The sequence below is a fragment of the Kitasatospora sp. NPDC089913 genome (genome assembly GCF_044748625.1).
GTDB lineage: Bacteria > Actinomycetota > Actinomycetes > Streptomycetales > Streptomycetaceae > Kitasatospora.
The window spans coordinates 124,239-144,265 of sequence record NZ_JBIVGI010000008.1; the positions used below are offsets into that span (position 1 = coordinate 124,239).

Genomic DNA, 20,027 nt, shown 5'->3' on the forward strand with positions numbered 1-20,027 from the left:
TTCTGTGAGCCCTCCCGGGTGGCAGCCCTCGGCTTTGGGGCAGCGTTCGGGTCGGAACGATGACCCTTGACCTGCACAATCGTCAAACCAGCCATCGATGTGGGTAGAGATGTCCGAAAACAGTCGTTCAGCAGATCAAGAATCCATAAACATCACTTGCATAGTGACCGAACGACCTGGCGGGGCGTCTGAGGGACCACATATCGTCACATCGACCATTGGGCCTTCTGTGCCTGTATGGCGTTATGTCGATACAAATGAGGAGCAATCACCGTGGGGCTTTGGCCTGCCCGGAAACGGGCTGGTGGACGAGCGGGGAGCCGTTGGCGCTCACCTGCTACGGCGGCAATGGTCGCCCTGGCATTGACCGGGGTGACGGTTCCGCCCGCTGCGGCGTGGACGTTCCCCGAGCCCGAGGGCAAGGTCTGGACGCCGCCGAACACGCCGCTGGGAAGCACGACGCCGTCGGTGGAGGGTCACGACGCCCAGCCGCCGGCCCGCAGGCCGGCCGCGAAGCCCGACAACTGGAAGCCGCAGGTGGCGCCTTCGGTCGTCACGGGTACGGCGACGGTCACGATCGGGGAGAACGGCTCGAGGGCCAATGCCGCCCACTCTGCGGCCGACGGCGCAGCACCGGCCGCCGGCGGAACGGCTGCGAAGGCCGGCCCGCTGGCGGTCGAGATCGCCCCTGCCCCAGGCAAAGGCGAGAGCGCCCGCAGGGTCACCGTCCAGGTGACCGAATCGGCCCGGGGCAAGGCCGCCGGCGTGAACGCGCCCCTGATCGCCCTCTCCGATGCCGAACCGCCTGTCACTGCCGAGGGCCGCAGCGCAAGCGTCACCCTGGATCTCAAGGCCCTGCAGGCCGCCGGGTGGTCCGACCGGGCGGTCCTCGTCGCCCTGCCCGGCTGTGCGCTGACGACCCCCGAGCGCCCGGAATGCCGGACGACGACGACGGTCCCCTCGCGGGCCGACGGCAAGGGGAAGATCACCGCCGACATCACCCTGCCCCCGAGCAACACCGCAGCAGTCTCCTCAGGCACTGGCGGGGCCGGAAAGGCCTCGCTCGCTGCTGCCGAGGCCCCCGCAGCCGCAGCAGCGGCCGCCGCTTCGGGCAGCGCGATGGTGCTCGCCGCCGCACCCGCGCCGAACGGCGCCCTCGGCAACTACGCCGCGAGCCCGCTCTCGCCGTCGGCGGCCTGGAGCGCCGGTTCCAACAGCGGCAACTTCACCTACAGCTACCCGATCCCGGTCCCGCCGTCCGTCGGCGGCGCTGCCCCCGGCGTCTCCCTCGCCTACAACTCGGCGTCGGTCGACGGCAAGACGTCGGCCACTAACGCCCAGCCGTCCTGGATCGGCGACGGCTGGACGTACGAGCCCGGCTACATCGAGCGCTCCTACAGGTCGTGCGACAAGGCCGGCATCACCCACTCGACCGACCAGTGCTGGGGCGGCGAGAACGCCACCCTCGTCCTGGGCGGCCGCTCCGGCACCATCGTGCGCGACGACGCCACCGGCAGTTGGCACCTCCAGAACGACGACGGCTCCAAGATCGAGCGGCTGACCGGAGCACCACGCACCGGCCGTGACCTCGGCTACTACGCCATGGAGTACTGGCGGATCACGACCACCGACGGTATTCAGTACTACTTCGGCCTCAACCACCTTCCCGGCGGCGACGGCACCGACCCGGCGGCCAACTCGGTCCTGACTATGCCGGTGTACTCGCCGAACGCCAAGGACGTCTGCTACAACGCATCCACCGGCAGCAGCTCGTGGTGTCAGATGGCCTGGCGCTGGCAGCTCGACCACGTCGTCGACTCACACGGCAACCTCACGAGCTACGGCTACGCAACCGAGGTCAACAAGTACAGCCGTGGTTTCGTCCAGGGTGGCGGCACCGGCTCCGCCACTGAGTACCAGCGCGCCGGCCACCTGCGCGAGATCGGCTACGGCCAGCGTCTCGACGACCAGCGCACAGCCAAGGGAACTCTCAACCCTGCGGCGAAGGTCCTGTTCAAGGTCGAGGAGCGCTGCGACCCAGCCAAGGCGTCGAGCTGCGACGAGAGCCAGCGCACCACCGCCAACCAGGAAGCCTGGCCGGACGTCCCGATCGACCAGATCTGCAACGGCGGCTCCTGCGACAACGCGTCGCCGACGTTCTTCACCACCAAGCGGCTGACCGAGATCTCCACCCAGGTCCTGGCGGACTCCGCCTACCGCACCGTCGACACGTGGAAGCTGAACCAGCGCCTCGCGGACCCGGGTGACGGCACCCCCCGCCTGCTCCAGCTGGACTCCGTCCAGCGTGTTCCCAGCAACGGGCAGGCGGCAATCGACAACCTGCCGCCGGTCGCGTTCGAGTACGACATGATGGCGAACCGCGTCGACGGCATCGAACTGCAGAGCGGGGTGCGTGAGGGCAAGCTCTTCATGCGCCCGCGTCTGAAGGGGATCACCACCGAGACCGGCGGGCGGGTCAACGTCGTCTACAGCAGCCCGGAGTGCTCCCGTCTCGAAGGCCGCATGCCGGCGTCCGAGGACGGCAACACGATGGCCTGCGTACCGGTCAAGTGGTACCTGCCCGGCCAGTCCTCCCCGGACCCGGTGAACGACTGGTTCAACAAGCCCGTGGTCGAGACGGTCACCGAGCAGGACCTGGTCACCAGCCCGGCGGTCAACAAGGTCACCGGCTACGACTACCGCGACGCCGACGGCGTGCGCCGGGCCGCCTGGCACCGCAACGACGCCGAGTTCACCGATCCCAAGACCCGGACCTGGGACAACTTCCGCGGCTTCGCGACGGTCACCACGACCACCGGCAGCGGCGCCACCGGCGAGGCCCCCCAGTCCCAGCAGAAGGCCACCTACCTTCGTGGCATGGACGGCGACTACCTCGCCAACGGCACCCGGCGCAGCGTCGCGGTGGCCAACCCGCTCGGTGGACCCGCAGTCGTCGACAGCGACTGGCGGAACGGCCAGGTTCTTGGCACCGAGATCTACAACCAGGCCGGTGGAAGCGTCCGGACAGCCTCCGGAAGCACCTCCAGCACGGCCCCGGGCGAGAACCCGGTCACCGCGACCCACAAGCAGGAAGCCGGCGCGCCGAACAGCTACGCGCGACGGCCGGAGTCCCGGGTAACGACGCTCTCCGCGGCCAAGCTGGCGGACGACAGCTGGCGAACCGTCACGATCGTCACGGTGAGCGACCCGGCCAACGGCAACCGCGTCCTTCAGATCGACGACAAGGGCGACGGCACCGCCGCCACCCCCGAGACCTGCACCAGCACCAAGTACGCGAGCTCCACCGACAGCCCGCAGACCCTGACGCTCGCTTCGGAGCAGGTCACCGTCCAGGGCGCGTGCGGGACCGCTCCCACGGCCTCGAACACGATCACCGGCAGCCGCACGCTCTACGACGGCAAGCCGCTCGGGCAGTTCCGTACCGCCGGTGATCCGACCAGCACCCAGGTCCTCGACCACTTCGACCAGGCCGGCAACCCCGTCTACGTCAATACGGGTGGCGCGGCCTTCGATGCCTACGGTCGCAGCCTGACCAGTTCCACCACCGACGGTTCGACCTACAACCGCGACGGCGCGCAGCTCAGCGGCCCCTCGGTCACCCCCGCCGTCACGACGGTGGCCCTCTACCCGGCCACCGGCGTACTGCCCACCGAGGTGTGGACCACCGGCCCGATGGGCGCCGGCTGGACCACCGGAGTCACCCAGGACCCGGCACGCGGGTCACCGCTGACCAATCGGGACATCAACGGGCGCGTCACCACCGCCAGGTACGACGCCCTGGGCCGCATCACCGCGGTGTGGGCTCCGGACCGGCCGACCAACGAGCTCCCGAACAAGACCTTCACCTACGCGGTACGGGGTACCGACGGCCCGTCCTGGGTCATGTCCGAGACCCTCAACGACGACAAGGCCACCTCCGAAGCGGCCCTCGAGATCCTCGACGGTTTGGGCCGGTCACGACAGACGCAGAGCACCAGTGCCGCCAAACCCACCGGCCGCCTGATCAGCGACACCGCGTACGACTCGCACGGCTGGGTCATCAAGACCACCGCGCCGTACTACGAGGGGAAGTCCTTCCCCTCCGGCACGATCTTCCTGCCGCAGGACAGTCAGGTACCGAGCTCCACCTGGAACACCTACGACGGCAACGGCCGGATCATCCGCTCGGAGTTCCGTTCCAATGCCAACCCCCAATGGGCCAGCACCACTTCGTACCCCGGTGCTGACCGTACCGACGTCACGCCCCCGGCCGGAGCCTCCCCGACCTCGGTCGTGACCGACGCCCGCGGGCGGACCGTCTCCGCCTGGCAGTACCGCACGCCCACCGCCACAGGCAACGCCTCCGACGCGGAGGTCACCACGTTCGGCTTCACGGCCGGTGGCCTGTCCTCGCGGCGGACCGACAGCAGCGGAAACAACTGGACCTACGAATACGACCTGCGCGGACGCCAGGTGACCGCGTCCGACCCGGACACGGGTGTGACCCGGACGTACTACAACGCAGATTCGCAGATCGACCACACCACCGACGCCGTCGGCAACACCCTCGCCTACAGCTACGACCTCCTCGGCCGCAAGACCGGCATGTACACCGGGAGCGTCACCCCGGCGAACCAGTTGGCCGGCTGGACCTACGACACCCTCGCGAAGGGGCAGCAGACCTCCTCCACCCGCTATGTCGGCGGCGCAGGCGGAGCGGCCTACACCACGGGCGTAACCGGCTATGACGCCGCCTACCGTCCGCTCGGCACTGCAATCACCATCCCGAAGGTCGACGGCGTCGAGGGCGCACTGGCCGGGACCTACACCACCGCCAGCACCTACAGCCCCGTTCTCGGCGTACCGAAGTCACTCGCCATCTCCGCAGCGGGCGGACTCCCCGCCGAGACCGTCAGCTACGGCCGAACGGTCACCGGCCTGCTTACCAGCTCCGCCAGCCTCAAGATGCGGGTGGTGTCGGCTGTCGCCTACGACGCGCTCGCCAGGCCGACCCGGACGACGATGGGCGAGTACGGCAGCCAGGCCGTCTCCACTCAGGAGTACGACTGGGCAACAGGTCGGGTCATCAACTCCTTCCTCGACCGCCAACTCGGAACCGTCTCGCTCGACCAGACCAGCTACACCTACACGCCGTCCGGCCGGATCACCTCGATCACCGACCTCCAGAACGCGACCGCCCGCGACAACCAGTGTTTCGCCTACGACCACCTCGGGCGCCTGACCCGGGCGTGGACAGACATCGCGGGCATCCACACGACCGCCGACTGGATCGATTCGTCAGGCGCGAAGCACGGCACCGGAAGTTCGTCGGCCGTACCGGGCACCGGCGGTTGCGACAACGCGAACGGCCCGGTCACAGCGCCTAACGGCTCCAACAGCGTCGGAGGTCCGGCGCCGTACTGGCAGGACTACAGCTACGACGCGACCGGCAACCGGACCGCCTTCACCCAGCACGGATCGACCGCCGCGACACCGCTGGACCCGGCGCAGATCACCCAGATGACTAGTGCGTCCGACGGCGACCGGACGTGGTCCGTCGCCCTGGCGAACGGTCGTCTCTGGCTCGGCTCGCAAGCCCCTGACGGATCTTGGTCCCAGTTCACCGACCTGATGACGGAAGCCGGCTCACTGACGAACGTCACGGCAGTCTCCGCCGCGGTGAGCAACGGCCAGTTGCAGGTCATGGCCGTGGCCGGCAACAAGATCTGGCACACCGTCCGAGGCACCAACGGCTGGCAGAAGTGGGGCGACGTCTTCGGCGCCGTGGGATCTCTCTCCCAACCCAGTCAGCTCGCCCTGACCGCCACCGCCTCCGGGCTCGAAGTCCTCGCCTTCTCGGACGGCCGACTCTGGCACACCGTCCGCAAGCCGGACGGCAACTGGCAGATCCAGGGCTGGGGCGACGTCTACAGCGTCGTCGGCACCCTCTCCTCGCCGACGCAGATGGCGGCCGCCGCCACCGCCTCCGGTCTGGAGATCGCGGTCGGCGCCGGTGGCCGACTGTGGCACACCGTCCGCAAGCCGGACGGGAACTGGCAGGTCCAGGGCTGGGGCGACGTCTACGGTGTGACCGGGGCTCTTCCCGAGGTTCAGACCGGCCAGGGCCAGTTGGCTCTGGCCAACACCACGGACGGCCTCCAGGTCGTCGCACTCGCCCAGGGCAGGACCCGCCATTCCATTCGCAACAACAATGGTGAATGGTCCAGCTGGGGCGACGTCACGACCGTCGCCGGACAGTTGGAGTCGACCACCGGCGTCACCGCGACGAGCCCGGGTACCAACCTTCAGGTCATCGCCCTGGGGTCGGGAAGGGTCAACCAGACCGTCCGCGACGGTGAGACCAAGAACTGGTCGGCCTGGTCGGCCGTGCCGACCTACACCACGGGCGGAAGCAGCACCACCCAGACCTTCGGAGCCGCCAGGACCACCAACACCCCCACGCACGCGCCCAACACCGGCGGCGGCACCGGAGGGCCGCACGCGCTGCTGACCTCCACCACGGCCACGGCCGGCGGGACCAAGGCCGTCAGCTACCAGTACGACGCCAAGGGCAACACCACCGCCATCACCGACACCGGCGGCACCACCAGCCTGACCTGGAACGGCGAGGACAAGCTCAGCTCCGTCACCAGGACCGGCCAGGCCGGCGCCACCACCTACCTCTACGACGCCGACGGCAACCAGCTGATCCGGCGCAACCCCGGCAAGATCACGCTCAACCTGCCGACGGACGAGGTGACCCTCGACACCGCCACCGGCGCGATGAGTAACGTGCGCACTGTCGGAGCAGGCGGCGGCCTCACCTACACCCGCGTCACCGCCCCCATCGGCGGCGGCACGGTCGTCATCCAGGCCTCCGACCCGCACGGCACCAACGGCGTACAGATCTCCATGGACGCCGCTCAGTCGGTCACCCGACGCCCCACCGATCCCTTCGGCAATCCCCGCGGCACCCAGCCCAACGCTTCCGCGTGGGCCGGCACCAAGGGCTTCGTCGGCGGCAGCAAGGACGACACCACCGGCTTCACCAACCTGGGAGCCCGCCAGTACGACCCCACCACCGGCCGCTTCATCAGCCCGGACCCGATCCTCGATGCGACCAACCCACAGCAGTGGAACGGCTACGCATACAGCGAGAACGACCCGATCAACCGCAGCGACCCCAGCGGCCTCGCGACACCCGAGTGCGGCCCGCTCTACGACTGCAGCGGGTCGGGCGGCACGATCACGATGAACAACCGAGGGGATACAGACGGATACGTAAACTCCGACACACAGCATCGCTACTACGAAACCATTAAGGATGACAATCAGAGCGTAACGCACCAGTGGATTCGCGCCCAGAAATTTAAAAACGCAGGACTGTCCGAGGAAACAATTAAGGACGTCGCTGCACGGGCCAAGAAAAAGGCCAAGGAGATTTCCGGCCTGCAATCGCTGGAGGACTGCGGATCGAAAAAGGACGCATCGAGCTGCCTGGGTGCCCTTGAAGTAATTGGCAGTTATGCTTCCCAAAGCAGATGGATTAACCTCACCGCGAGGGAGATATGGAACGGCCTCACGCGCAGGCCGATCATCTGCAATCACAGCTTTCTTCCTGGCACCAGGGTACTGATGTCAGATGGGAGCAGCCGGACGATAGAAGAAATCCAGTCCGGAGACTCGGTCATTTCGACCGACCCTCAAACCAGCGAGACAGTTCCCGGGCGCGTGGCGGCCACGATCACGACTCCTGACGACTCCATATTCACCGAGGTTACCCTGGCGGCTCCCACGAGCGAAGGAGATTCACCCACCAAGACGACCATCATTTCTACAGCCACCCATCCCTACTGGGACGAAACCTCTCGGCGCTGGACCGAAGCAGCCTCTCTTCAAACTGGCCACCGCCTTGTCACGTCCGACCAGGGCGAACTGCTGATACTCGAGACCAAAACTTACGCCACACGGCCTCAGCAGGCACATGACCTAACGATCGACAGCCTTCACTCGTACTATGTACTAGCAGGCACCACGCCAGTCCTAGTCCATAATTGCGATGCCGCCACGACTGCAGTCTCCGAATTGCGATCCTCTGGACAGGTTGGAAGTAAGCGCAATATTGCGGCCGCCGAAGTCAGCATTGACGGCCAGGGTTCATACGTACTGCGGTCCGTGAGCGGCGATGCGGAACGCCCAGGAACCGTCCCCCTGGTTGGATCTCATGGCAACCCCCAGCGCTTCATTCCCCAGACTACAAAGAACAATACTCGATTCTCCGACACGGAGTTCAAGATTCTAAATTCTATTGCAAATCGCCTAGGGCCATCATCCGAGTCGGTCACAGGAAAGATCAACCTTCATTCCGAGATACCATTGTGTCCGTCTTGCAGCTCGGTCGTCTCGCAGTTCCGAGACGCCTTCCCGAACATCGAGCTCAACATAACGATCGGATAGGGAAGTTCATAATGGACATGACACCAGCCCATCAGGCCGTGGAGATGGAAAACCTGCCAGCTCTTCGCGATCTCCTAGACCAGGGAGTCGACATCAATGAGGAGAGCTCGGGCTTGACGCTGCTCCAGCACGCAATCGATGTCGAGATCGATGGGCACACACAATCTGGAGATCCACTCCACGTAGACACAACTGCCTACCTTCTTGCCCGAGGGGCCGACCCACGACGGCGTTCTGACAGGGGAACTGGCGCCTCGGCGAAGCACATGGCCCTCACCAGAGGACACTGGCTTGCGACGTGTTTGATCGAGGAATGGATTCGTACTCATCCCGAATGAGGTGATCGTTTCCTCCTGAGGCCCTACCGGAATCGGTTCCGGTAGGGCCTCGCGCCTACCGATTGAAAGCCAGCGAGCAGATAGTCTACATACGCCTAGGAGCACTTCACCGCCACCCTGGGAGAGAGTAAAGCATCGCGGGAACTGAACAGTGAAGAATGTTCCGTCGAGGTTGCACCAGTGTCACTCCACCGTTAATTCTCCGCCGTAACGATGAAAAATCGCTCCTGGAGGAGAATCCTCTTGTCGGATGAGCGAACGCCGTAGCCCCGGATCGGCTGCACGCCAGCATTGCAGAAGAGAATGGCAATGCGGAATTCGAACCGTGTGAACCCAGGCGGGACAGCCAGCATCTGTCCTCGCTGGCGCGGTGAAGTGAGGTGGCGCCGGACAATCGTGACCATGTCGGGCCATATCAACCTTCGAAGGATCGTCTCGATGCACAGGCCCGGGGAGCCGCCCTAACTTGACTCTGTCGGGGATCTTGGTGTTCGGCTGCGGGTGATCATGGTGGTACGCCAGTCTCGCGGGTGCACGATGATCGCGAGACTTCCGAGGAGTGCGAGATGTCGGTCCGTCCCCGTCCGGGTTCCGCAGTCCCGGAGTTGACGGCGCGGATGGCGCGGTCCAGCAACCCCGGCGGCACGACGGCGATGTGGGTGCGTGACCGTCTTGACGGCCTGTGGCGGGACGAGGACTTCGCCGACTGGTACCCGCGCGACGGCAGGCCCGGGCTCTCACCGGCCCAGTTGGCCACGGTGAGCGTGCTGCAGTTCCTGCTGGGCCTGTCCGACCGCGATGCCGCCGAGTCCGTGCGCTGCCGCATCGACTTCAAATACGCGCTCGGCCTCGAACTCGACGACCCCGGCTTCCACCACAGCGTGCTGACCGACTTCCGCGACCGCCTGCTGCGGGACGGCCGAGCGGACCGGCTCCTCGACATCGCCCTGGCCCGGCTGAAAGAGGCCGGCCTGGTCCGCGAGCGCACCGCCCAACGCACCGACTCCACCCACGTCCTGGCCACCGTCCGGGACCTGACCCGCCTCGAACTGGTCACCGAGGCCGTGCGCGCGGCCCTAGAAGACCTCGCCCGCACCACCGGCCACGCGCTGGACGGCCTGGTCGGCGAGGACTGGGGCCGCCGCTACGGCCGACCGGCGCGCCTGGGCAAGAACCCCACCCGGCCCAAGACCCGGATCAACACCACCGGCGAAGACGCCCGCCGCCTGCTCGAACACCTCAGCCGCAACCACCCTTCCCTGCTCGGCAGGCCTTAAGTCCAGTTCCTGCGGCAGATCCTGGTGCAGAACTACTACTGGGACCCCGCCGGGCGCCTGCGCTGGCGCGACGAGGACGACGCCAGCGGCCTGCCGCCCTCGGCGAGGCGGATCGTCTCCCCGTACGACCCGACGGCCCGCTACTCACGCCGCGGGCAGGTCACCCGCTGGACGGGGTTCCTCGCCCACGTGACCGAGACCTGCTCCGGCGACGGACCCAACGTGATCACCGACGTGGCCACCATGCCCGCCACCAGCGCCGACACCGAGGCCCTGCCCGGCATCCACACCCGGCTGGTACGACGGAAGCTGTTGCCCGACGAGCACCTGGTCGACGGCGGCTACACCTCCCTGCCCCACCTGGAACAGGCCCAGCGTGAACACTGTGTCGCCGTCGTCGGACCACTGCCGGGCAACCCCACCCGCCAGCACCGCCGAAGCGAGGGCTTCGCCCGCGACGACTTCCGTATCGACTTCGACCGAAAGGAGGTCACCTGCCCACAAGGCCAGGTCAGCGCTGGCTGGCACGGCCCCTACCCGACTTCCTCGCCGACCGCCGCCCCGCTGATCGTGGCCCGCTTCACCAGGAGCCAGTGCCAGCCCTGCCCGGTCCGGGCCAAGTGCACCAGCTCCCGCGACGCCCAGCGCACCGTGGGCTTCCCTCCGCGCGAGCTGCTCGAACTGCAACTGCGTAACCGCGCCGACCAGCAGGACCCGGCATGGCACAAGCGATATGCGGTCCGCTCCGGCATCGAGGGCACGGTCTGCGAGTTCGCCCACCGCCACGGCATGCCGCACTGCCGCTACCGCGGGCAGGCCAAGACCCACATTCAGCACGTACTCACCGCCATCGCCGTCAACATCGAACGCCTCAGCAAGCAGGCCCCCGACGAGAGCGCGCCTCCCCGACCGCCGACAGCCTTCCAGGACCACCTCGACCAGCGGGGCATCCCGCGCCTACGTTCCTGGCGAGCCGTCAGCTGAGAGGGCAAGCTACCAAGATCCCCGACAGAGTCAAGCTAAAGGTTGTCCCGTAACTGCCGCCCGGCGTCACGCGGCATACTGGCGCTCGTTGATGACCTTGTTCGGCTGTGGGGGCGTTCGTGCCTGAGTTGCGATGTGAGGCGGTCCGCTGGGTGGACGATGAGTTGTGGCCCGGTGTGGTCGAGGTTCAGTTCACGGATGCGGCAGAGCGGCGCTGGTCGCTGTTCGACAAGGCCCCGATCTTCGCAGCGATGGGCGAGCTCGGCCCGGACACGTCGTATCCGGTGGAGGTCACCGTCGCCTGCGCGGTCGTCGAGGGCGATGGCCTGGCGTGGGACGACGAGGTCGTCACCGTCTCCAATTCTCGGCACGGTGTCACGACGCCGGACGGACTTGATGAGTTCACGGTGCGGCGGGACCAGCTCATCCGCTGAGCGCAAGGTTGTGGAGCCGTGCGACGCCCAGCATCGCGTGGTGCACGCCGGCTCCGCGCAGGCGGCAGTCGCGCAGGACTTTCCAGTTCTTCATCCGTGAGAAGACGTGCTCGACCCGGGCTCGGGCCCTGCGGTGGACGGCGTTGTCGGCCTCCTGCTCGGGCGTGAGGTGTTCCTGTCCGCGACGGCGACGGTACGGAATCAGGGCGCCGGTTCCCTGGTAGGCGCCGTCCGCCAGGACCGGCGCGTCCCGGCAGGCCCGGTCGACGCCCGACTCGATGAAGGCCCGGCAGTCGTTGCGATTGCCGGGCAGGGGAAGGCCGACGGCGACGACCAACCGGCTGTTGGCGTCGATCACCACCTGCTGGTTGGTCGAATACCGGTAGTTCTTGCTGGAGGCCGCGATCGTCCTGTCGCGGGTGGGCACCAGGGTACCGTCCACGATCAGTACGGTGTCCTGGTGCGACCGCCGGGCGGGCGAGATCGCCAGCAGCGGTGCGAGGTGGTCCAGCACCCGGTCCGCGGCGAACTTCGAGATCCCGAAGAGCGGCGCGACCTGCCGCAACGTCAGGTTGGTCCGCCAGTAGGTGGCAACCAGCAGCACCCGGTCCTCCAGCCACAGCCGCCAAGGCCGGCCGCGCTGGACGTCACCGCCGCGACGGCGGACCAGTGCGACCAACTTGCGGAACTGCGACTCGCTCAACCCCGAGAACGGCTCGATCCACAGCGGATCGCTCGGCGAGATCACCCCACCCATGCCGTGACCAACGCTCAAGCTACGCAGCAGTTACGGGACAACCTTTAGCAGCCTGCCGCTACAAGGTATCGAGACCAGGTCCGGCTAGAGCGAGAATACCAATATACCCAGAGACTTTAACACGACCGCCCGACGTATAAAATTGTCAGACTCAATGATCCTTCTGCAGAATTTTCACCGGCAAAGAATCCGTGCCAAGTGTCAACGAAATCGCATTTCCCGAGTCGTACGAGGCCCAGAAGGTGCAAGTTCCGCCACCATCTTTCCGGATCGCCTGAATCCGAACACCGCTCCCGGAATCGGCCTCAAATTCTTTGCGCCAACTTCCGTCGAGCTCGATAGATTCATCCCTTGGAGAGTATCGACTCCCTGCACAAATTCCAGCAGGAAGCGAAGAGTTGCCGATTTTTCCGTCGCCCCGAAGCTCCAGAAAATATGAACCACTGCGCCATTCTCCCTCCAGATTCACACGATCCGAGGTTGACCGAAACCACCATATAGAAAGCATCGCCAAAGCAACTGTGATGCCCACAAGCATCGAAAGTACAACCTTCACTCGTGCGGTCATAAAGAGCCTCCACCAGATCACTTGAAAGACAATCATTCAGCACTTGAATTACCCGCAGGGGTTCGCCTGGTGAAAGAGAATACCAAGCGAACCCCTGCATCACTGCGAGCCCGCACTATTGGCTGGAGTTATTACGCAAGCCAGTAGAGCCGTCTCTACAGGTCGCCGTCCAGAAAATCATCGGCCTTCCCGTACGATCCACTGTCGACGTACAAGCGGGCTTCATTAATTATGAAGTCCTCAATCCAAGCCTGAAGCGCCATTGGATGCCACCCCACCTCGTCGATAGCGCGGGGCAGGGCGGCTCGCGCCGCAAGTCCCACGCTACGCCCCTTCTCATTGTTCACCAGGTCAACCAGGTGATCAATCTGCTGATCCTTCGCGTGATATGCCTCGTGGGCATCGGCCCAATCCCACGCCGACTTCTCTCCCTGATAGAATGTCAGGGAAGCCTGCCAAACCGTATGCCGAAATGCATTTGTCTCAGCACTATCTCCCCGGTCATACGGATACGTAGCCTTTCGTTCGCGCCCCTCGTAATTCTTCTCGGTTAGCTCAACTGCCCTTTTCTTGATTCCCAGAGCCTCTTTGCAATCGATAGGATGATCGCCACACCTCGCCAGCTCGGTCTTGCTTGCAGGTTCACTGTTCTTCCGGTCATACGGATGGCGGCCACTTTTGTCCCAATCGAACGGATAGCTCGTCTTGAGGCGATAATCTCGCCCAGCGCGCAGTCCATTTTGACGTCGCTGCTCCTTGCGTTCCTCCGTGAATCCCGCCTCCTTTTCCACAAGGCGATAATATGCCGACTCGTCTACACGTTGTGCACTAGTCTCCGCAGCATTCTTCATTGTGATGGTGCCGGCCGAACCACAGTCGTAGAGAGTCCCGCACTCCTCCGACTTGAGGCCATTGGAGTCGCTGCGGTTGACCGGGTTGTTGTTGCTGTAGGCGTAGGCGTTCCACTGGAGGGGGTCGCCGGCGTCGAGGATGGGATCCGGGCTCAGGAAGCGGCCCGTGGAGGGCTGGTACTGGCGGGCGCCGAGGTTGGTGAAGCCGGTGGTGTCGTCCTTGAGGCCGTTGACGTAGCCCTTGCCGCCGGCCCAGGGGGTGGGCAGGGAAGCGGGGCCGCGGGGGGCGCCGAAGGGGTCGGTGGTGCGGCGGGACTCGGCCAGGGTGGTGCGGTCGATGGACAGCGAGTTGGTGCCGTGGTGGTCGGCGAACTGGTAGGTGAGCCGGGTCGGGCCCTGGCGGACCAGGGTGATGCCGCCGGGGATGCTGTAGTAGCGGGTTCCGGTGCTCACGCCGGTGTTGGTGTCGTAGGTGAGTTCGTCCCCGCCGCCGAGGTTGACCGTCACCTTGCCGGGGTTGCGGCGCACGAGCTGGTTGCCGTCGGCGTCGTAGACGTAGGTCGTGGTGGCCGAGCCCTGGGTGAGTGAGGCGAGCTTGCCCTCGACGTCCCAGGTCAGGGCGGAGCCGTTGGCGGCGTCGACCGGGTTCCAGGTCTCGGTGCCCCACTTGGGGTCCCAGCCGGGGGCGTAGACCATGAACTTGCCGTCGTCCTGGACGACCGCGAAGTTGCCGCTGCCGTCACCCGCCCAGGTGTGGGACGACCAGAGCGCGTTGTACTGGGTGTCGTAGACGGCGAAGTTGCCGTCGTCCTGCATGGTGGCCCAGGCACCGGGGTTGCCCTGGGTGTCGCTGGACCAGATGGCCTCACCGCTGCGCAGGGAGGTCAGAACGAGGTTGCCGTCGGCCTGCATGGCGAGCTGGACACTGTTGGAGCGCACCGACTCGCCGGAGTTCAGGACGAAACCGGCCCTGAGTTCCCGGTTGGCGCCGGGATTGCCGATCTGTGTGGTGTTGCCGGCGGCGTCGTACTGGTTGCCGCCCGTGCCCCATCCCACCGAGCCGTAGGTGTTGGTCGTCGCGGAGAGAGCGTGGGGGCCACCGGTGCCGCCTCCCGTTCCCGCCGCGCCGGTCGGGGTGTTGCGGGTGCCCGGCGCGGGCGATGCCTGGTCGACCGCGATGTCCTTGGCGGGGTCGCCGCCCGGGTCGTGGTGGACGACCTTGGTCCGGTTGCCGGTCAGGTCGTACGTGTAGTCCTGCCAGTAGGCCGCGCTGCCACCGACGGTGGTCCTCGCGGGCGCCTCGGCGCCGCTCGTCGGCGTCGGGTTCGCGCAGGCGCCCTGTCCCGCGAGCGACGGGGTCGGCTGTTGCAGGCGCCCTGTGTCACTCCAGGCGGTGGTCAGCCGCCCCAGGTGGTCGTACGTGAAGCACTGGAGGTCGGTGGCGGACGGCGTGTTGTTCGGGATGGCCCGGATCGCGGTGACCTGGCCGGCCTGGTTGTAGGCGTACGTGGTGTTCTGCACCGTGCCCGTGGTCGCGGTCTGCTTGTCGACGTACTGGGTGAGCAGCCGGCCGGTGGACTCGTCGTAGGTGTTGGTGGCCACGATCTGGGTTCCCCACGGGTTCACCGTCGAGCGGATGTTGCGCCCGTAGGCGTCCCAGTCCGCCTGCCGGAGATAGACGTCGCCGGCGCCTCCCAGGTTGTACAGCAGGCCGTAGGCCTCGTAGTTGTACGAGACCCATTCCTCGGCCAGGTCACCTGCGGCGGCTCGGCCGTCCTCGGTCATCGCACCGGTGATCGGGTCGTAGGTGGCGCCGTAGGTGAAGGTCGCCTGGCCGTCACGGCCGATCTCGCTTCCCGGAATCGAGACCGTTGTCTTCGTCGGGTGGTACGCCACGTCGACTTCGACGATCGACTTGGTGTAGGTGTTCCCGCCGGCGCCGCCGACGTATCGGGTGGCGTCGGTCGGCTGGCCCTTGGCCACCGTGTCGTAGGTGTAGCCGGTGAGCTGGTTCGCCGGGCTGACGCTGCCGCTGAACGTACCGGTCTTGCGACCCAGGAGGTCGTAGGTGATCGCGACCGTCTGGTTGCGTGCGTCGGTGGTGGTGGCCAGTCGGCCCGCACTGTCGTAGGTCCGGGTCGAGACACCCGTGTCCGGGTCGTCCGCGCGGACCTGGCGGCCTCGCTGGTCGTAGCTGTAGCTCCAGGAGTTCCCGGCCGCGTCGACCCTGGTCGCGGGCTGGCTGCCCGGCGTGTAGGTGTAGCCGGTGACGTCCGCGTCGGCCCGGTTGCCGGTCACGTTCGGCGTCCGGTACTGCCACAGTTCGGCCGTACGGCCTCGGCTGTCCGTGACCGTGCTGGTCGCGGTGGCGCCGGCGGGCGGCGTCACGTCGACCCGGTCGGCTCCCGGGTAGACCATGGTGGTGGTGTTCTGCGGCACACCGAGGGCGATGAACTGCGAAGCGACCGGGCGCCCCATCCCGTCGAAAACGGTGTAGGTCTGCCCGGGTACCTGTGCCGCGTTCACCGTGAACCGGACCGTGTTCGGGCCTGTCGTGTCGTCGTAGTGCGGCGCGTAGGCCCGGTTCGCGCGGCCCTGCGAGTCGTAGAACGTGTCGGCGACCAGCCTGCCGTGGTAGGCGGAGATCGCCGGATCGGTCTGGGTCTGGATCACCCGGCCGAGACCGTCCATGATCTGGGTCGAGGTCGCGTAGCTCTCGTCGGAGCGCATGGTCCGGCTGACGATCGCCGACGGCGTGCTCGTGCCGTTGACGCCGTAGTCGAACGTCCGGTCGGGGGTCGCGTTCGTCGCCCGCCCGGGTGTCCAGACCGCCCTCAGTCGGCCGAGTGCGTCGTACGACTGCGTGACGGTCCGGCCGTTGGGGTCGGTCGCGGTGATCGGCAGCGCACGTGCCGGGTCCAGGGTGACGGTACTCTCCCGTCGGCTGCCGGCGTCCGGTGCGCCGGCCGGCGCGGGGGTGCCGGTGACGGTACGGTCCGGCAGCTCGCCCTGGGCGGCGGAACTGTAGGCGGTCGTGACTACCGCGCCGGAGGGGTTGGCGCTGTCCGTGACCGTCAGGTCGGTGACGGTCGCCACCCGGCCGTAGGCGTCGTAGGTCGTGGCTCCCGTGGTGACCCACTGGGCGTTGCCGCCTTCGTAGCGGTCCAGCACCTGGGCGCCTGTGGCCTCGCCCATCGCGCTCGCGCTCTTGAACGGCAGGCCGTCGTAGAGCACGCGGGCCCCGGAGACGGTGTTCTCCGAAGTGGGGTTCACGCCACAGGCGTTGCCGCCCGAGACGGTCAGCACTTCCGACGCCAGGCCGGTCATCTGCGGATTGCTACCGGTCGCGTACGTCGTGCGCGTGCAGACGTCGGGCGTGCCGTCGGCCGTGGTCAGCGAGGTCTTGACCCGGTTGTTGTAATCCTTGTCGGTCGTGGTCAGCGTGGAGGTCGTCCGGGTGCCACTGGACGTCCTGACCGTGGAGACGCTGGCCGAGCTCGTCGCGCCGTACCGGGCCACGAGGTCCGGCAGCCCGGTCCGCTTGTGGGTCGCGGTGTCGACCGGACCGCTGCTGGTGTTCACGGTCGAGGACTCGGGTGTGGAGGTGTCGGCGTTCGCGTAGGCATTGCTCTCCAGGACACGTCCCGAGAGCCAGTCCGAGTCGGTCCTGCCACCACTGGTCGGGCCGGCCACCGAGGCAGGCGCGGCCTTCTTGTCGGCCTTGAGGTCGCCGTCCATGCCCTGGTAGTAGCTGGTCGAACTCTTGGACTGGGTACCGTCCTGGCCCGTGCCGGTGACCACGGTCACCTTTGAGTAGCCGCGGAACTGGTCCCAGGTCCGGCTCTGGTCGTCCACCAGGGCTCCGTCATTGCGGTGCCACGCGGCCTTGTCGTACTCGTAGGAAGTCACCTGGGCCAACGCGCCTGCGGTGAGGTCGGAGTTCGGATCCACCGTCACGGTGGCGACGGGGTAGCGGAGGAACCAGTCGTCCACCGTCTTGGCCGCACCTGTGTCGTACCACTTCACGTTGTAGCAGCTCATGGTGTTGCGGTCCGCAGAGGACGGCATCAGGCCCGTCGTGCGCCTGCACGAGTTCTCGCGGTAGGCGACGACGATCCGTCCGCCCGTCTCGGTCGTGATCGTGTTGATGCGCGGACGGTAGTACTGCGAGCGGGCAGGAACAAGCCCGTCCACCCGGTTGGGCAGCAGCTTGTCAGCGAACGTGACCTCGGGCAGCGGCTGATCCCCCTGTCCGCCGAAGGCATCCTTGCCGATCCGCTTGACCGACTGGAGCCACGGGATCCTCGTGTTCTCCTTGGGGTCGGCGTTGTTCGAGTTCTTGAAGGTGTGCTTGAGTTCGTACCGGTCCACCGGACGGTACGAACCACCGGAGCGGATCGAGGTGGTGATCGTGTCCAGCCACTTGGTCGACCAGTAGCTCGGACTGCGGTTGGAGCAGACCCCGACCTCGGCACACTCCTTGTCGAGCGGCACATCGGGCCAGCGCGCGGCGTTGGCCGGGGTGCGGCTGCCGGCGTCGCAGTCACCGCCCTCGCAGCGCTCGCCGGTGCCGAAGTCGATCCTGGTGGCGGACTGGTAAGTACCGCCGGCCGCGAGCTGGTCGGCGAGCCGCTGGCCGTACTCGATCGACGCGAGCGTCCCGGCCCGGGTGTACTTGGTGTTGGTGCCCGTCCCGGTCCCGCGCGCGTACCAGTTGGTCTCGGGTGCGTAGGAGTAGGTCGTGAGGTTTCCGTGGACGTCCACGACATGGTCGAGGTTCCACCGCCATGCCATCTGGCACCACGAGTTCTTGCCCTTGGCAGCTTCGTAGCACGGGTCGGCCGGCTTTCCACCACCGGCGGCGGACGGCGAGTAGACCGGCACCGTCCACGCGGATCGGCTTTCCGGACCGGTGCTGGTCGGTGCCCCGGTGGCGGAGGGAAGGTGATTCAACCCGAAGTAGTAGACCGTCCCGACAGTGTCGGTGACCTTCAGATAGGAACCGTTCCAGGTGCCGTTGGTGGCTCCGGTCAGAAACTCGACCTTGGTGCCGTCGTCGTTCTTCAATCGCCAGGTGCACTTCGACTGCTCGTCCTTGGCGGTGCCCGCCACGCAGGACTGGTCGTCTGGCACCAACTCGCCGGAGTGGCCGCCCAACGCGAGGGTCAGATTGGCCCCTCCCCAGCACTGGTCGGCGGAGTTGGCGATGCCCGCCTTGTCACACGACTTGTACGAGCGTTCGACGAAGCCGGCGCCGAGGTCCCAGCCGTCACCGATCCACGACGCCTGGGAGTTGGTGGAGGACGTCCTCCCGTCGACCGAGGCGGAGTCGTAGCCGAGGGCCAGTTGGGGTGCCGAGCCGCCCAGGGTGGGCGGTGTCTGGATCGGATAGTTGTACGTGAAGGAACCCGAAGAACTGCCGGAGGTCCACGCCTGACTTGGCGTGAGAGAGGTGGCGCTGTAGGTCCCCAGGCCGCTCGACGGAAGGCTCTCGGTGGCCAGGACCGAAGGCGGCGCCGCTGCCGCCCGCCCGGCGAAGACACCGGCGGACGCAAGGTCGGCGGACTTGGCTTCCGCGCGGCCCCGCCTGGTCGCAGGACCGTCCACGGCGGGCAGGTCCACATCGGCAACAAGCCGTCGGGCCGCCTCGTCGTAGTGCGAAGGGACGGGTGTCCTCGCTTGGCAGTCTGAAACCTCCGGTGTGGTCAGTACGCATGCGGGCAACGAGACCAGTCGCACGCGTTCCGTGAAATCACCACCGAAGGCGATGCCGGACAGGTCCAGCCCCACCCGGACCTTGGCCTCGTCTGCCTGCTCTGTCCGGGACAGCGACACGAGCGCGCCCTGGACGCCGGCCGCGGCTGCCGTCCTGGAGTCCGCGAGGGTCACCCTGACCGGTGTCCCGGACGGGGCCCCCTCGCCGCCCTGTGGGGCGCTGCCGGCCCGCGCGGCCGGATCATCCGGGGCTACCGGCGCGAGCCAGACAGGCAACTGACCGGCCTGTTTCGAGGCCCCGGCCGCCGATTCCTGCACGTCGATGCCGTCGGCGCCGACGCGGGTCGCCTTGGCGCCGGCCGGCGGAACCGCGTCCAGCACCGTGGCAGCCGAACCGGTCGACGGCGGAGGGCTGCTCTTCTGCGGCGACCAGTTCGGCGTGCCCGTCACCGGAGGCTTCGCCGTCGGCTTCTCCGCGGTACCGGTCACAGCGGCCGTCCTGGGCAGCGGAGTGCCGGGCGGCGACCAGATCCGGTCCTTGTCCTTGTCCGTCACCGGCACCCCGAGGGCGGGGACCGCGGGCATCGCTATCACGCCGACGACAGCCAGTGCCGCGACTACTGCAGTGCGGGGCCTCCTCGAACGT

Annotated in this window: 7 protein-coding genes; 4 read left to right on the plus strand and 3 right to left on the minus strand. The window is 66.9% G+C overall.

Features of this window, described 5'->3' with window-relative positions; genetic code table 11:
- The first annotated feature begins 348 nt into the window (after positions 1-348).
- The 4 genes from ACIPYS_RS15310 (at position 349) to ACIPYS_RS15325 (ending at position 11,490) form a co-directional block, all read left to right on the plus strand.
- The gene (locus ACIPYS_RS15310; protein WP_400746407.1) at positions 349-8,457 is read left to right on the plus strand and encodes an RHS repeat-associated core domain-containing protein; all 8,109 of its coding nucleotides are present in this window, start codon (positions 349-351) and stop codon (positions 8,455-8,457) included.
- Between the two features lie 904 nt (positions 8,458-9,361).
- Complete coding sequence (locus tag ACIPYS_RS15315; RefSeq protein WP_400746410.1) at positions 9,362-10,072, plus strand: transposase; 711 nt, start codon at positions 9,362-9,364, stop codon at positions 10,070-10,072.
- Positions 10,073-10,096: 24 nt separating this feature from the next.
- Positions 10,097-11,056 carry a transposase gene (locus tag ACIPYS_RS15320; protein WP_400746413.1) on the plus strand — a complete coding sequence of 320 codons (960 nt, stop codon included), beginning with the start codon at positions 10,097-10,099 and terminating at the stop codon, positions 11,054-11,056.
- A gap of 152 nt (positions 11,057-11,208) precedes the next feature.
- Complete coding sequence (locus ACIPYS_RS15325; protein ID WP_400746416.1) at positions 11,209-11,490, plus strand: hypothetical protein; 282 nt, start codon at positions 11,209-11,211, stop codon at positions 11,488-11,490.
- Here ACIPYS_RS15325 and ACIPYS_RS15330 read toward each other — a convergent pair.
- The 3 genes from ACIPYS_RS15330 to ACIPYS_RS15340 all read right to left on the minus strand — a co-directional run bounded on the left by ACIPYS_RS15330 (position 11,480) and on the right by ACIPYS_RS15340 (position 19,936).
- Positions 11,480-12,247 (minus strand): transposase, encoded by a 768-nt coding sequence (locus tag ACIPYS_RS15330; protein ID WP_400746419.1) that lies wholly within the window; start codon positions 12,245-12,247, stop codon positions 11,480-11,482. The genes ACIPYS_RS15325 and ACIPYS_RS15330 overlap by 11 nt on opposite strands.
- Positions 12,248-12,398: 151 nt before the next feature.
- Positions 12,399-12,815, minus strand: a complete 417-nt coding sequence (locus ACIPYS_RS15335) for a hypothetical protein (RefSeq protein WP_400746422.1) — start codon at positions 12,813-12,815, stop codon at positions 12,399-12,401.
- Between the two features lie 155 nt (positions 12,816-12,970).
- Positions 12,971-19,936, minus strand: coding sequence for an RHS repeat-associated core domain-containing protein (locus ACIPYS_RS15340; RefSeq protein WP_400746425.1), 6,966 nt, complete (start codon positions 19,934-19,936; stop codon positions 12,971-12,973).
- Between the last annotated feature and the right edge of the window lie 91 nt (positions 19,937-20,027).

Bases quoted from the DNA above. Each gene is read 5' to 3' on its own strand.
- ACIPYS_RS15315 (WP_400746410.1), top strand. From the start codon at position 9,362: ATGTCGGTCCGTCCCCGTCCGGGTTCCGCAGTCCCGGAGTTGACGGCG.
- ACIPYS_RS15310 (WP_400746407.1), top strand. From the start codon at position 349: ATGGTCGCCCTGGCATTGACCGGGGTGACGGTTCCGCCCGCTGCGGCG.
- ACIPYS_RS15330 (WP_400746419.1), bottom strand. From the start codon at position 12,247: ATGGGTGGGGTGATCTCGCCGAGCGATCCGCTGTGGATCGAGCCGTTC.
- ACIPYS_RS15335 (WP_400746422.1), bottom strand. From the start codon at position 12,815: ATGACCGCACGAGTGAAGGTTGTACTTTCGATGCTTGTGGGCATCACA.